Origin of the sequence: Paenibacillus sp. FSL H7-0735 (assembly GCF_038008505.1) — a bacterium.
In the GTDB taxonomy this organism is placed as follows: Bacteria; Bacillota; Bacilli; order Paenibacillales; family Paenibacillaceae; genus Paenibacillus_AQ; species Paenibacillus_AQ odorifer.
The window spans coordinates 1,073,126-1,087,780 of record NZ_JBBOZH010000001.1 but is presented as its reverse complement, the minus strand read 5'-3'; the positions used below and the strand labels follow the sequence as shown (position 1 = coordinate 1,087,780).

The 14,655-nt window shown below is 45.3% G+C and carries 16 protein-coding genes; 7 read left to right on the top strand and 9 right to left on the bottom strand.

Features of this window, described 5'->3' with window-relative positions; translation table 11 throughout:
* The first annotated feature begins 191 nt into the window (after window positions 1-191).
* From NSS82_RS04755 to NSS82_RS04745, 3 genes are all read left to right on the top strand, one after another.
* Window positions 192-344, top strand: a complete 153-nt coding sequence (locus NSS82_RS04755) for a hypothetical protein (protein ID WP_155986556.1) — start codon at window positions 192-194, stop codon at window positions 342-344.
* Window positions 337-1,263, top strand: coding sequence for a hypothetical protein (locus NSS82_RS04750; protein ID WP_076274032.1), 927 nt, complete (start codon window positions 337-339; stop codon window positions 1,261-1,263). The genes NSS82_RS04755 and NSS82_RS04750 overlap by 8 nt, the downstream gene beginning before the upstream one ends.
* A gap of 150 nt (window positions 1,264-1,413) precedes the next feature.
* The gene (locus NSS82_RS04745; protein WP_076274031.1) at window positions 1,414-3,186 is read left to right on the top strand and encodes a hypothetical protein; all 1,773 of its coding nucleotides are present in this window, start codon (window positions 1,414-1,416) and stop codon (window positions 3,184-3,186) included.
* Window positions 3,187-3,794: 608 nt separating this feature from the next.
* On the opposite strand, the gene NSS82_RS04740 is transcribed toward NSS82_RS04745, so the two are convergent.
* The 3 genes from NSS82_RS04740 to NSS82_RS04730 form a co-directional block, all read right to left on the bottom strand.
* Window positions 3,795-4,373, bottom strand: a complete 579-nt coding sequence (locus NSS82_RS04740) for a pyridoxamine 5'-phosphate oxidase family protein (RefSeq protein WP_038568865.1) — start codon at window positions 4,371-4,373, stop codon at window positions 3,795-3,797.
* 76 nt (window positions 4,374-4,449) lie between these two features.
* Window positions 4,450-4,578, bottom strand: a complete 129-nt coding sequence (locus NSS82_RS04735) for a hypothetical protein (RefSeq protein ID WP_256718633.1) — start codon at window positions 4,576-4,578, stop codon at window positions 4,450-4,452.
* Between the two features lie 1,347 nt (window positions 4,579-5,925).
* Window positions 5,926-6,636, bottom strand: a complete 711-nt coding sequence (locus tag NSS82_RS04730; protein WP_339279586.1) for a GyrI-like domain-containing protein — start codon at window positions 6,634-6,636, stop codon at window positions 5,926-5,928.
* Between the two features lie 152 nt (window positions 6,637-6,788).
* Between NSS82_RS04730 and wrbA the strand changes: the two genes are divergently transcribed.
* Window positions 6,789-7,424, top strand: a complete 636-nt coding sequence (gene wrbA, locus NSS82_RS04725) for an NAD(P)H:quinone oxidoreductase type IV (protein WP_036680804.1) — start codon at window positions 6,789-6,791, stop codon at window positions 7,422-7,424.
* 80 nt (window positions 7,425-7,504) lie between these two features.
* Here the strand turns inward: wrbA and NSS82_RS04720 are convergent, their stop codons facing one another.
* The 5 genes from NSS82_RS04720 to NSS82_RS04700 form a co-directional block, all read right to left on the bottom strand.
* The gene (locus NSS82_RS04720) at window positions 7,505-8,503 is read right to left on the bottom strand and encodes a Gfo/Idh/MocA family protein (protein WP_081386790.1); all 999 of its coding nucleotides are present in this window, start codon (window positions 8,501-8,503) and stop codon (window positions 7,505-7,507) included.
* Between the two features lie 44 nt (window positions 8,504-8,547).
* Complete coding sequence (locus NSS82_RS04715; RefSeq protein ID WP_081387265.1) at window positions 8,548-8,898, bottom strand: DUF1648 domain-containing protein; 351 nt, start codon at window positions 8,896-8,898, stop codon at window positions 8,548-8,550.
* Window positions 8,899-8,935: 37 nt separating this feature from the next.
* Window positions 8,936-9,262, bottom strand: coding sequence for a nucleoside triphosphate pyrophosphohydrolase (locus NSS82_RS04710; RefSeq protein WP_076224966.1), 327 nt, complete (start codon window positions 9,260-9,262; stop codon window positions 8,936-8,938).
* Window positions 9,263-9,302: 40 nt separating this feature from the next.
* Window positions 9,303-9,698, bottom strand: a complete 396-nt coding sequence (locus NSS82_RS04705) for a (deoxy)nucleoside triphosphate pyrophosphohydrolase (RefSeq protein WP_036680800.1) — start codon at window positions 9,696-9,698, stop codon at window positions 9,303-9,305.
* A gap of 167 nt (window positions 9,699-9,865) precedes the next feature.
* A complete protein-coding gene (locus NSS82_RS04700; protein ID WP_038568856.1) occupies window positions 9,866-10,579 on the bottom strand; it encodes a YceI family protein in 714 nt (237 codons plus the stop codon).
* Between the two features lie 147 nt (window positions 10,580-10,726).
* Between NSS82_RS04700 and NSS82_RS04695 the strand changes: the two genes are divergently transcribed.
* The 3 genes from NSS82_RS04695 to NSS82_RS04685 all read left to right on the top strand — a co-directional run bounded on the left by NSS82_RS04695 (window position 10,727) and on the right by NSS82_RS04685 (window position 13,378).
* Window positions 10,727-11,410, top strand: coding sequence for a response regulator transcription factor (locus NSS82_RS04695; protein WP_232061150.1), 684 nt, complete (start codon window positions 10,727-10,729; stop codon window positions 11,408-11,410).
* Window positions 11,398-12,813 carry a HAMP domain-containing sensor histidine kinase gene (locus NSS82_RS04690; RefSeq protein WP_076274029.1) on the top strand — a complete coding sequence of 472 codons (1,416 nt, stop codon included), beginning with the start codon at window positions 11,398-11,400 and terminating at the stop codon, window positions 12,811-12,813. Before NSS82_RS04695 ends, NSS82_RS04690 begins: the two co-directional genes overlap by 13 nt.
* 70 nt (window positions 12,814-12,883) lie before the next feature.
* The gene (locus tag NSS82_RS04685) at window positions 12,884-13,378 is read left to right on the top strand and encodes a hypothetical protein (RefSeq protein ID WP_076099543.1); all 495 of its coding nucleotides are present in this window, start codon (window positions 12,884-12,886) and stop codon (window positions 13,376-13,378) included.
* A 96-nt stretch (window positions 13,379-13,474) separates the two neighbouring features.
* Here the strand turns inward: NSS82_RS04685 and NSS82_RS04680 are convergent, their stop codons facing one another.
* Complete coding sequence (locus NSS82_RS04680; protein WP_076274028.1) at window positions 13,475-14,602, bottom strand: copper amine oxidase N-terminal domain-containing protein; 1,128 nt, start codon at window positions 14,600-14,602, stop codon at window positions 13,475-13,477.
* Window positions 14,603-14,655 lie beyond the last annotated feature (53 nt).

Below are 14,655 nucleotides of genomic sequence, written 5' to 3'. Positions count from 1 at the left end.
TTGTGTTATATTAGGCACATATGACAGGTTCAGCACTATCGCTAAAATCTGTAAATAGCATGCCATTATGATATAATTAAACCTTGTAAACTTCAACTTTAGGACCGCTGGACCCAGTGCATTGATGCATAGAAGATTATCATTCTAAAAGCCATCTGGACTGCAGAGCGTCCATGAGAAAGGATTGTTCCATGATTTCATACGTCATTCTTGGGATTACGTTCCTAATTGCCGTAATTCAGATTTCCATTTATGCCGCACATCAGCGCAAACCACTGACACGTGATGATATTAACGATCGACTGCTAGCCGCTTTGAACGGAGGCGATAAAGGCCGTGAATAAGAAAAGACCCGTTACCTTCCGGCCTTTCAAGGCCCCGCGTTACGCTTATGACAAGCTGCTCATCTGTCGCCACTGCGGGCGGTATACCGCTCTTGGCGAAGACCGCTGTAGCAAATGTGGCAGAGCCTCACTTATTGCTGTAGAGCAGCACGCAGCATCACTAGCCAGACGGAAGATGCATACCCGTCTACTATTCATCTTACTGCTCACACTAGCCTCTGTCTATTTTGGAAATAGCATCCAACAAATGATATTGTGTGGTGCCGGGGGTCTTGTGCTTGCTGGACTATTGTACTATACGCAGCGAAAAGTAAGGCAGAACGAGAATCTTCGTTCTCTCAATGAGCTGCTTGGTCGTGGGATCGGCATCATCAAGGAAGGGCTGGAGGTCAACCGTCAGGAAGCTGTCTCCGTACTCCGTGAGGATGATGTTCTTGCCTATGAGAAGCTGCGCGAGCTCTCCATCCTGCTTCGCGGCGACCGGATCGCGCGGCAGCGAGTGGCTTTGCTGCATGGATTTTTACTCCGCAAGGATATGGATCTAGAACTGGAGCAGCTTCTTCTAAAAGACTTCGAACCACTGCTAGCCGAATATATCGGCGAGATCGCTAAAGTCCGTCCCGATCTCATTAAGGATCGCACACTACGCTACGTGAAGAACTATGAAGTGGAGATTCGCCAGATGGCTAACGGCTTAACCATCCTTACGAGCGTTGCGGGAGCGGCGGTAAGAATGAAGCGTTATGCCCTGCTCTACTCCAATATGATTGGCCGATACGTGCAAGATCTGCCCAAAGACCGTTTTATGCGGTTGTCCAAACTCATTGCTGCGAATCCCCATGAACCTTGGAACGGCTTAGACCTCAGGGTAGCTGACATTCGTGAAGCCAAATATCGCTGGGACCCGGAGGTCCAATAGACCTGAAAGCTAAGATGAGCCAATATAAAGCAAACATCACCCTTATTGATGATAACCAACCGTTTCTCACAGAAATATAAGGATGATGTATACTGTAAAACTTATACTTTCTTAGGCTTTCTTATATTTTGAAAAAAGAGGCTACTCTATATGACGTTCAAACAATTAATAACCCTGCGAAACTTTATGATCATTTTGTGTATATGCATGCTTGTGCTGCTTGGACAGAAGATTTTTCTCATCGCAGATAAAATACAAATCACCAAAGAAGCCGACCGTCTCTACGCTGCTGGGGATCTGATTAATGCAGAGAATCAGTACCGCCAAGCAGCGGCCAACCATTCTATTCATTACCTGGAAGAAAGAGTCGCAAAGCGTCTGGATGAATTAGCTCCAATCACAGATATCCGCAAAGTTCTGAATGTTTTGGTAGCCTCTACTAAGGAGGAAGCAGCGACTATGGATTTTGCCGGATTTATGAAGAGCTATCAAGCTCTGCTCAGTTTAAAAGCTACATATATGAAGCCAGACGGCCCCTATGAATCCTATTATCGCCAGTTATCGTCGGCCTCAGGCATTTCAGACCAGTTCACCTCTTATTTCCGTCAGTTTAAGGAGCAGTTCCTTGCCGAGCTTGCCCAGAACCAGAGCGGAGGGGTGAGTAATGAAGAGAACTTCAAATGGAATCTTTTGCAGATTCCTGATGCTTATTATGGAAGTGCAGCTTCCAAAGAGGATTTACTAGCCTCAAAATTTAAAAGCCATGATACAGCTATATTAAAATCCTTAGCTGGAGCAGGAAACTTTACCGGTATGCTGGAAAGCACCCTGTCCCTGATGAGTGCTTATAGCCAGCATAATTACGAAGCTCCTTGGGTACTTCAACAAGCAGAAAGCAGCGGAAAGATCATCCTGAACAAAGATCTCGAAGGTGACAATATTACAGCTTTTGCTGGGCATGCTGTAGCTTATCGTAATTTTGCAGGATCGGCAGGTGTCACTTCATCCAAGGTGCTGACTTTGATCGATACTAGTAAGACTAAGCTACTAAAAAATGCCAAACGTCTGACTACTAAAGGTCAATATGCTGAGGCGATACAATTATACGGAGAACTTGCTCCGCTAGAGGATACTTCGACAAACATTGCCGCTGCTAGGCTGGCCTGGAATATCGCTGAGCCTGTTCGCCTCCTTCCTGGCGGTGAAGAGCAAGACAAATACGACAACGTCATCTCCCGCAAAGGACTATCGGGCACAAAAGTGATCGTCGCCGGGACGGATAACAGTGGCGTGCTCTATTATGCTGCGATGAATAACGACGACAATGTGGTCACATTAACCGGAAACAGCTTGCCACGCTTTGAGAGTCTGCGCAGTCTTACTTTTAATGGACAGTTGGCAACCTCTTCAGGTATACCTGTAATTTTAGCCCAATCTGAGGTTGAAGGTGGACGCACCCTTTTCACAGCATATGAGATGAAATCGAATGGTATTTCGCAGTTATTTTCAATAGCTGGCGATGGTTATGAACTGCAGTCCGATGACTCTATTTTCGTGCCTAATGCGGATCTTGGAGACGGTGTTGACGGGCAAACGGCACTTTACCGTAAAGTAGACGGCATCTATCAATTCGCGGAGATTGTTCAGGAGTATGCTGTAATCTCAGCTGCGGATCTGACCACTCATCCTTTTGAAAAGGTCTCTTTTCATGGTGAAATCGTCGTAGATAACTTCGGTAATAGTCTTGCTTACTCGGATGGGATTTATATTTTTCTCCAAGGAGAAGTGGGTTCCGTTACAGGTAACGCGTTAGTTAGTGGCCAATATCAGAATGGATATGAGCTTGTTGGAACAGACATAGGCGAGCAATATGTTCCTGTGTTTATAGTGGAATCCGTGGGTAGCATGAGCTTTGGGCGGTAGGGATTATGGAATGCAGGATACGGGATTACGGGATTTCGGGATTTCGGGATTACTTATTATGAATATGTGAAGTTAGTAGTGTGGTGGGTGAGATTCAATATAGTGACGGTGGCATAACCTATGTCGACAAGTGAACGACCATGATTAGTAGTGAGATAAGTTTAGCGGGTTGTGTGAACAACTCTGAGTGTAGGGTGTCACCTTCTGACGACTTAGGTGAACGACCCTGGGAGTAGTGAGAACCTTCTAGCGACTTGGATGAAGGACCTTGAGAGTTGCGGGAAACTTTAGCAACTTGGGTGAACGTCCTTGAGAGTCGCGATAAACTTCTAGCGACTTGGATGAACGACCCTGAGAGTTGCGGAAAACTACCTTGAGAGTCGCGGGAAGCTTCTAGTGACTTGGGTGAACGACCTTGAGAGTTGCGGGAAACTTTAGCAACTTGGGTGAACGTCCTTGAGAGTCGCGATAAACTTCTAGCTTCTTGGGTGAACGACCCTGAGAGTTGCGGGAAACTTTAGCAACTTGGGTGAACTACCTTGAAAGTCGCGGGAAGCTTCTAGCGTCTTGGGTGAATAATCCTATGGGTTGTATGTTCCTTCTATTGGTCATGAGTATGGGAGATCCTGTCTAGTCAGTTTTTGTCCAAGAGGTGTGGGTAGCCCGTCTATACTCTTAGTGTTCTTCTCTCCTCTATATTCTCTCAGACCTGCCTCGCCCTTTTGGATAGACCAACGCTGCAACGTATCTCGCTCACCCGCATAATTCATGAATGGAACCGAAAATCCGCAGGAAGTCTGCACTTTATGAACATCTATCAAAATGATCTGTCTGGCTCCAGGCAGAGATGTAAACATAGGGGACAGTGCTTCCCATTCTGCTGATTCAGGCAAAATCACAGCCCCTGTTCCATACAGTCTTAAAATGTTAGGCGTCCCCTCAAACGCACAAAACATAACCGTCACTCTTCCGTTTTCCAGCAGATGCGCGCTCGTCTCATTACCGCTGCCAGTCATGTCTAGATAGGCCACCTGATTAGGAGACAAAATCCGAAAACAATCATGCCCCTTCGGCGAAAGGTTAACATGCCCATCTTCTGAAAGCGGCGCCGACCCTACGAAAAAAAGGTGCTGCCGAAGAATAAACTCTTCATGTATTGGTAGTATAGCGGTAAATTGTTTTCCCATTTGGCATTCTCCATTTCTGTATATTGGTGTGCTGGCTAATCGGGCATCTCTACTCAACTCCATCAGATCCGCCGACTCAACGAACTACATGCACTACATGCACTACATGCACTACATGCACTACATGCACTACATGCACTACATGCACTACATGCACTACATGCACTACATCAGCTTCACCAATCACTTCATCTCCATCAACCACATTAGCTTAACTAACTAGCTTTGCCAACTACACCATTTACTTCAGCTCTAACAACTTCGTTAGTTTCTACCACTAGAGTAGCTCTATCAACCACATTAGTTTAACTAACTTCACCAACTCCAGCTGTTACAAAGTTACACAAGCTCTATCAACTCGTTAGTTTCACCAACTAGATCAGTTCCATAAGCGCATTAACTCCATTAACAATACCCCAGTACCACTAGCTCCCCTACCAAACTAACTTTGACTAGGTCCGAGCGGCGTTTGCGGCTAATGTAAGGCACTTTTGCCTCTCTTTCTTGCTACTTTGGCTCGATGCGGCTAATGTAGAGCATTTTTGCTCTTATTTCTAACTAATTCGACGCTATGCAGCTGATGTAGAGCATTTTTACCGTACATCTCTGCTACCTACGCCTAACCCTGCGATTCTACGGGATTTCTACCGTTCATTCCTGCCATTTTGGCTCAACCCAGCAAATCTACGGGATATTTCCCGTTCATTCCCTCTACTTCTGCCCAATCCAGCAAATCTACGGGATTTATACCGTTCATTCCTGCCACTTTATCTCAATCCAGCTATTCTGCGGGATTTATACCGTACATTTCCGCCACTTTGGCTCAACCCAGCAAATCTACGGGATATTTCCCGTTCATTCCCTCCACTTCTGCCCAATCCAGAAAATCTACGGGATTTATACCGTTCATTCCTGCCACTTTATCTCAATCCAGCTATTCTGCGGGATATTTCCCGTTCATTCCCTCCACTTCTGCCCAATCCAGCAAATCTACGGGATTTATACCGTTCATTCCTGCCACTTTGTCTCAATCCAGCTATTCTGCGGGATTTCTACCGTACATCCCCGCCACTTCTGCCAATCCAGCAAATCTACGGGATTTTTACCGTACAATTTTCCGCAGACACATTAGTTAAGTATATATACTCTAGGGCTTCTCTTATGTCTCCCCCCGTCTGCCTAAATGCAAGCCTCAGCAAGGATTAACAACACATCCCCATATGAGATAAGAGTCGTTGTTCATTATTTTTTACTGATGTACATATTTTTTTAGATGTATATAATCTTTTCAAATGTATGTATTCTTTTAATTTGTTTATATTCTCTTCTACCGTCAAGTACCCCTTCATCGCGGTATCCGCTACGCCAACGGAAAAAGGGACTACCTCTCGGCAGCCCCCTTTCTCTCGAAAGTTGCTTGGTACTACTATCAGAAGCAACTCCCTTAAACCCCTTTTTCCCTCTAAAATACTTCCCTTTAAACAATTTCCTATAAAATAAAACTTTTCAAGCACTTAACCCACTAAGCACACAAAAGCATCTTTCCCCTAATCTATTCAATCGCAATATAAATCTCAACCTGCGTGTCAGCAGGATCAAAATTTCGCGAATCATAAATCTCAAAATCCCCCGTGTAAGTTCTTGCCTCCCTAGACTCCTTAAAGTACGCCCAAATCTCCCCCCACGCTTGCGCTACCACTTCAAATACCGGACCTTTTTTCGTCGTAAAAACCATGTATTTGCTCTCCGGTACAACCGCATAGGTGAACTGGCTTTCCTCCAGTCGGTTTTCCTCTAGTTGGTTTTCCACTAGTTGACTTTCCTCTAGTTGGTTTTTCTCTAGCTCGTTTTTCTCTAGCTCGTTTTTCTCTAGCTCGTTTTCCTCTAGTTCGCTTTCCTCTAGCTCGCTTTTCTCTAGCTCGTTTTCCTCTAGCTCGCTTTTCTCTAGTTCGCTTTCCTCTAGCTCGCTTTCCTCTAGACCGTTTTCCTCTAGCTGGTTTCCCTCTAAATGTCTCTCCTCAGCTACTTCATGCCCGATCACAACGGTATACGCTCCGCTCGCATCACTCTCATAATCCGTATACAACGCATAGATATACTCAGAATTTACCGTAGCTACCTGCCCCGCAATATTACTCTGAAAATAAGTTTCCCACAGCTGCGGCAAACCTCCATCAGGTCCCATTTCCACTTCATTAGTTGTGCGTATGCTAACCCCAGCCAAGGTCATTTTCGCTTTCTCTACAAAATAAGTATTCATCATTCTCCCTCATTTCCTGTGATTGAACTTAGTATACACAGGCAAAGTGGACACCTGTCTGTCCAGTTCGAATAGATTGATTTCAGTCTGGGTTATAAAGACACCATTAGGGTAATTAATAGTATGGAACTACACTCGAAGGGAATGACTACAGCATGTCAAAAATCAAATTAGCTGTCATCTACTACAGTGCCACAGGAACTAACTACCAGCTAGCACAATGGGCCGCGGAAAGCGCAGAAAAAGCAGGAGCTGAGGTAAAACTGCTGAAGGTGCAGGAACTGGTCCCCGAGGATAAAATCGCCGCAAATCCAGCCATGAAGGCCCTAGCTGAAGAAACAAAAGATATCCCAGTCGCCACACCCGACGATATAGTCGAAGCAGATGCGATTATTTTCAGTTCCCCAACCCGTTACGGTAACATTGCTTCCCAGATGAAGCAGTTCATTGATACAACCGGTGGCATTTGGGGCAAAGGACTAACAGTAAACAAAGTCGTCAGCGCCATGAGCTCAGCACAGAACCCGCATGGTGGACAAGAAGCTACGATTTTGGCACTCTACACCTCGATGTATCACTGGGGAGCAATTGTTGCAGCACCCGGTTATACTGATCCAGTCACATTCGGTGCGGGAGGCAACCCTTACGGAACAAGTGTCAGCGTAGATGGAGACGGTAAAATGATCGAAGATCAGGATCGGATCCGTGACGCTGTTTTTCATCAAGCGAAGCGTACCGTTGAAGTGGCCGGCTGGGTTCAGGCAGGCAAAAACGCCAATAATCAGAACTAGCGCAGCTTAGTTAATATAACAACACCCCTCGGAGCTACTTGTGCAGCACTGCACCGAGGGGTGTTTAATTTATATTTTAATTACTCTCCAGGGTATTTAAGCCCCCACTGTGCACGCACTTGATCCAGCAGTTTCAGAATCGCTAACGATTCATCCAATGTCATCACCGGACTCTCTGTAAGCCCTGCCTGAAGACACCGTCCTACTTCCTCCGCTTCAAAACAATATCCAATAGAAGCACGGTCATCCACAAAGCTCTCTACCTTCTCATCTCCTATATAAAGCGCAGCCGATTTCGGGTTCACTAATGTACCCTCTACAGTAATACGGCCTTCTGTGCCAAACACATGCGCTTCCTCCAACATGTTAAGACGAATACCACCGTTCAACGAAGCGGTTTTCCCGTTACCATATGACAGCAGCATCGAGAAATGCTCGTCCACTCCAGTCTCACCTATGTGCACTGTGCTGGAAATAGACTCAGGATGAGGTCCAAACACCATGGAGGCAAAAGAAACCGGATAAATCCCCACATCCAGCAGCGCACCCCCGCCCAGCTTCGGATTCAGCAATCTGCCTTCCGGGTTCCAGTCGGTACGAAACCCTAGGTCTGCCTTCACCAAACGAACATCACCGATCTTGCCCTCAGCAATCCATTCTCTAACCTTTACAATCGCCGGGATGTAGCGACTCCACATCGCCTCCATCAGGAATAACTTATGCGCTCTAGCATAGGCCACAACTTCTTCCAATTCACCGCTGTTTACGGTAAAAGGTTTCTCACACAGGACAGCTTTGCCTGCACGCAGCGCCATTAAAGCATTTTCTTTGTGAAAAGGATGCGGCGTTCCAATATATACCGCGTCTACATTTGGGTCATTCAGCAATTCCTCATAGGTTGCATAGGCATGCGGAATCCCATGATTTTTAGCAAATTCATCGGCACTTTCCTGAGATCTTGACCCAACGGCATAAGCCACACCATTACTGGCATGCGCCAAATCAGTAACAAATTGATGAGCAATCCAGCCTGTGCTAATAATTCCCCATCTCACCTTGTAAGCGTTGTCCATTTTCATTTGCATGTTCCTCCTAATCCTTCTGCTAAGTCTCTTTAATTCTATCAGACCATTCTAATGAATGTATAGGAACTGATGCCAGCAAACACCACCGTCACCACCAAAATAGCAATATTCCAGATCTTGCTCAAAGCCGCTGAGTGCTCGTTAGAGCTTTGAATAAACGCTTTTTGCAAAAGGAACTGTAAAAGCTTCATAATTATGAATCCCAAACAACCCAGCCCGCTTTGCAAAATAACCTCCAGACTAGCTTTACTTACAAATCGATCAGCCATGTTCCCATCATAATGAATCGGGACGGTATCCGGCATTTTGGAATAAAGGAATAAATAAATAGCTACAGGAATCAAGGCCACCACACTGCTTAAGATCATCGTCAGTTTGGTTTTGAACAACGTTTTACCCTCCTTGTGCGGAAAAATAATCTCCCCGTTATTCTCCTTCCACTTCAATCAGATATATCCCCTTCTTAAATCCACCGCGACGTTTAGCTTTCTCTGCACGTTGCTTCTCCAGCTCCATGCTATTGCTCCCATGTGTCTCCGCCAGAGCCTGAATCACTTCCAGCATATCGGCAAGCTCCTCCAAAGCTTCTTCATCACTTGCTGCCTGAAAATATTCCTCCGACTCTTCTTGCAATTTTTTACGTAGTTCAGTTATGTATTCTTTGGACTCTAATATCCTTGTGTTAGAATCTTTCCCTTGAGAAGCTATCAAATCGGGGATGCCGTCACGCACTAGCTTTTCATATACAGGCATTTAAGCTCTTCCTTTCTTCTATATTATATTCTATCTCCCTTCAATCCGGCTTTGATTCCATCAGTAGACGTTCTACAAAAGGAAGATCTGCCGGAGCAAACATGAACTGACCCAGCTCAGCCGGAAGCACCCACCTATGTTCGTCGTGATCCACCAGATCAATTACACCTCCCTGATACCGCGCTTTCCAAGCAATCAATTGGATCTTTATCTCTCCATAGTTATGCTCGTTTATGCCAAAGCTCTCATAGGGAAGGATTGTGATGCCCATCTCTTCCTGAAGCTCTCTTTGCAGACACTCTGCGATGCTCTCATCCTGCTCTATTTTGCCACCAGGAAATTCCCACAGACCTGCCTGCGATTTACCTTGCCGCCGCCGGGCAATAAGAATCTGCCCTTCTACATTATGTATAATTGCTGCCGCCACCTTGATCATAAAGAACACCTCCACTATTGCTAGTTATTCGACAGATACTACTATTAAAACATACAATTCATTCCAAACCAAAGAGACTCTCCCAAACGCCAACACGGCCTGGGAAAATCTCTTCAGTACAGTCTCTCTATAAAATTCACAGCAGCGTTATCCTTACGGAAGAGCTACTATTTTGTCAGCACAAGCTCCAAGCGAACCTCAAGATTATTTTCTGTATCCAGCACAACGGTGTGGGGATTGCTTAGACCAAAGTCAGAAAAGGCTACTGTTGTCGTTCCCGACAACATCAACTGTCCCCCGCTATACGCCGCTTGCGACTGAAAGGTGACGTCCTTTTCTACTCCTTTTACGGTAAGCGTCCCCTGCATTTCAACAGGCACAGTTGCTCCTTCAGTCCATTCTGCCGGCAGCTCCGAAAATGACTTCACTACAAACGTGGATTGTGGAAATTCCGTAACGGATAGAAAATCCTCTCCTTTTACATGCTCGTCCCGTTGGCTATTGCCAGAATCCAGAGCGCTCATATCCACTGTCCCTTCCCCGGCCATCGAAGTAGAATCCTCTATATTTACCTTCCAGGTGCCCTGAACTTTGTTGTCTACGAAGTTTACTGTTTCTTTAGAGGTCGTCACTGACCAATAGACTTTAGAGGTCTCCGCAAGGGTCCAATCCCCGTTTAATTGTTCGGCTGTGACCGCCACCCCTGCTGATGCTCCAGTGTTATTTGTTGTCTCTCCAGCACCTGCTGTTGTTGCTTGATTTGGAATCACGGACTCGATCTCTACATTATTGCCCAGCGATTTATCCAGTAATGTATAACCTGTGACTACTCCTACGATAATAACTCCTGCAGCGATCAAGGCTATTCTTTTTCTCTTCATCCTGTTCCCTCCAATATTCATAATTTCTGTATGCTTTCAAGCTCGTCCCTCATTCTAACAAAGCAATATGTCAGGAAGAAGTCAGAGCAGAGCGGGCTATGATGTGTTAAACTTGTCGTAAATTTTATGGACTGGAGGTACTCCAATTTGACGAAATCCATTCTTGTTGTAGAAGATGAAGAAGCCATCTCTAGGGTCCTCAGTGCTTATCTGAAAAAAGCAGGCTTTCAAGTCACCCGTGTAGCTGATGGACGCGCTGCGCTGGAGTCTTTTGCTATATCTCCTCCTTCATTAGTATTACTAGACATCATGCTGCCAAACATGGACGGCTTTGAACTGCTTAAGCTCATCCGTGAAAAAAGCAGCTGCCCTGTGATCATGCTGACGGCAAGAGATGGGATCAATGACCGGCTAGCCGGCCTCGACGGTGGTGCGGATGATTATATGTCTAAACCTTTTATTCCCGAGGAAGTGGTGGCACGTGTGAACGCTGTCTTACGCCGTCCCTCGCAGTGGTCAGATGGCAGCCGTAAACGGCATTATGGCAGTTTGTTTATCGACTTCACAGCACGTGCTGTCTTTTTGAATGGGGCTGAGCTGAGTCTTAGTCCTCGGGATATGTCAGTGCTGTTATTTCTCGCTGAAAGGCCTAATCAGATTTGTACGCGTGAGCAATTAATAGAATTTGTATGGGAAATGGATTATGAAGGAAGCGACCGGGCGGTAGATTTGTCGATCAAAAGACTACGCCAAGCGTTGTCGCACTGGCCTACTAGTGAGGGGGAAATCCGTACCCTAAGGGGGACGGGATATCAATTATGGACAACTTAAAGAGAAACAACGCCAAACGTACCTCTATCCTTTCTTACTGGACGATACGTTATCTGCTCATTATTAGTGTAGGCCTGCTCCTCACAGCTTTAGCTACATTATGGTGGATCCGTCAGGAGGCTATGAGCAATCGTCTGCAGACTGCGGGGCTTTTGGCACAGGAGATTGCAGATCGCAGCTTAAATATGGAAGGCTCCATTGAAATCAGCCAAAATCTCGAAAAGCTGATCGAAGACCGGAAACGGTTTTTCAAGTTAACCATAGAGATGTGCGTGATCATTACTGATCAACAAGGTCAAATGCTATTCTCCCTGCCACCTCTAACTGACAAGGAAATGAGATATAAGCTTAATGATAGCCTGAACGACTCCCGCAGTCCGGAGTTTAAAGCTGCTGTGGCTCCCATAAATTCGAATGACGAAACGCTGGGACAGGTTATTGTCCTGCAATCCAAAAAATCACTGCGGCATATTCCACAGGAGGAGATCATATTTTTCTCCATACTGCTGCTGTTTCTAATCATCTTAAGTTGGCTAACCATTTACCTTTTATCTCGTAAACTGGCAAAACCCATTCAGAAGGTAGTCGAGGCAGCGGCTCAAATCAGCCATGGCCGTTATGATATCGTTCTAGATAAGGATGCTAAAGAGCGGGAAATTCATGAGCTGATGAAATCTTTTGAAGAGATGGCAGGCAAGTTACAGCAATTTGAGCAGTCTCGAGCCGTAATGCTGGCAGGAGTCTCCCATGAGTTGAAAACACCCGTAACTTCTATTAAAGGCCTGGTGCATGCCGTCCGCGAAGGGGTCGTTGAAGGTGATGAAGCTGTGGAATTTCTGGATATTGCCCTGCTGGAGGCTGGGAGGTTGCAGCGAATGGTAGCCGACCTTCTGGATTACAATGCCCTGACTGCAGGAATAGTTTCCGTTCGTCACGACCGACTGGATGCCGTACCCCTGATATCCGAAATCGTATATCAATGGAAGCTGACACAGGCGGAAGAAGTTGCTGAACCCGTGCTCCATATGCCGATCAATCCCTTGTTTTTGCGTGGGGACTCCCTTCGTATCCAGCAGATTATCGTCAATCTACTTAATAACAGCGTACAAGCCAAAGCTCCTGATCGAAGGGTGCAGCTTACGATAGAACTGCTGGAGCAGCAAGGTCATGGCTTTGCCGAAATCCGTGTTCAAGATAATGGGCTTGGCATCTCATCCAATCATAGTGAGCATGTCTTCGAAGCCTTCTTCCGGGGCAGCGACAAGCAGAGCACACTGCGTGGTCTAGGACTCGGCCTAACCTTCAGCCGTCTGTTGGCCGAATCTATGAATGGAAGCCTCGTGCTTGAGGAGCACTCAGACAAAGGCTGCACCTTCGTGCTGTCTCTGCCGCTTGATGACTAAAAAAATAGTCTACGATCCATCGACATGGTATAATCATGTGCACAATCACACCGAAAACCGGAGGCTGTATATGCTTACTTTTGAACAAAAATTAGCGATTCTCGACTCTTACCCCCAGCTGGAACGCAAAAACGTATCCCTTGGGCGCGTGAACTATCACTACGAGGAAAGCCAGCATGATAAGAAAACCGTGGCTTTTCACCTGCATCCAAATGGTAATGGCTATGTGTTCGCAGGCTTACTGCGGGGCTACGAGACAGACGATAAGGGCTTCGTGAATATTCGCGACTACTCGGAATCCGAGCTGCGTAGTTTGCTGGATGCCTCCATCACCTCACTGTCTATTTACATTCCTGATGCTCCTGTAGCCAGCAAAAGAAAGAAAAAGGCTGCGGCAACTGCCGATACACTCTGGACTAATGATGAGGGCCAAACCCTAACCCTAAAGCTTGAGGATGATTTATGGTATGTCTATGCCGACCTCAATCTGGAGATGGCGTTTGAAACGCTTGAGGAAGCTAAAGAATATTTAGCGGAAGAGGGGTTTACAGCAGCACAGGAGTAATTGTCAGACTTTAATCTACACACTAACAATAAAAGAGGTGTCTGAGCAGCCATTTATTTTGGCCGTTCGGACACCTCTTTTCTAATAAAACGATCCTTAATATACAGGTTCCGTATATATGTAACTATAAATACCCAAATCGAGCTCGGAAACCACTTCATAATCTAGTTGGAATTCTATAGTCTTATTTGATAGACCTCCTACAAAATAACTGCCCTCCACAACCAACCTATCCTTCCCTCCAACTGGGGCGACCAAGATCAGCTGTTCAGCTTTATTGGCTGGGATCACAAAGTTTTGCAGCCCACCCGTCTGATCTTGAATATATTTACGGACAGACACGAGGTTACTGCCTAATTCCGAGAGGCCGGAATTGTTGTTCCGCCATACATCAAGCGCATCTTGTTGGGATTGGTTGGAACTGACACACGCCTGATTAACTGAAAATTCCGGGATTTTATATATATTCCCGCCAATATTATCGATAACTACTTTATGGGTTACTTCCGTACAATTTTCAATTTTCAGAGTCGGCATGGGATCCTTTTCCTTTGAGAACGTCTTTATGATTTTTTGATCACCGGGCTTAAAATTTATTGAGATGTCTTTATTATCCATGTTAGAAAATTCGAGCAAGCTATACAACTGATTATTTTTAATACCGTAGTGCTTTACGTTTATAACAAACCTGTTTCTCTCATCTGATAACGATTTTGATTGCTCTTGACTTCCTACTGAAATTGTTCTGTTAACCGGAGCAATAAGCTTCTCCTCGGCAACTGGTGAGGTTATGTAAATAGATTTTGCACCTTCATCCCAAGTGACACTACTACCCAACACTTCGCTAATAAATCTTAGAGGGACGAGTGTATAATTTTGAAAATTGATACCCTTTAAGACATGCTCATTCTCTTTGGCGTTTACAATTACTCTTCCTTCTTTGACCAGATAAAAAATGTTAATATCCCCTTTAACCGCTGAGACCGACTTCGCATGATTATCCCATTTTATAGTTGCGCCTAAAGCTTCAAATATCGACCGCATGGGTACATATGTAACTCCATCTTTCAGGATAGGACTTACATTAAAATGTAATTGCTTACCGTCCAAATAACATTTGAGATCACTGTCGTCCGCAAAGGCTTGACTTGAAAATAAAACAGCAAAACTTATCATCACCACAAAAAAAGTGATAATTTTTGAAGCAAAGTTGTGGTTTTTCATGTTCTTAATTTAGCTCCTAATCTAGAAAAATAAAAAAATTACAATGCACACCT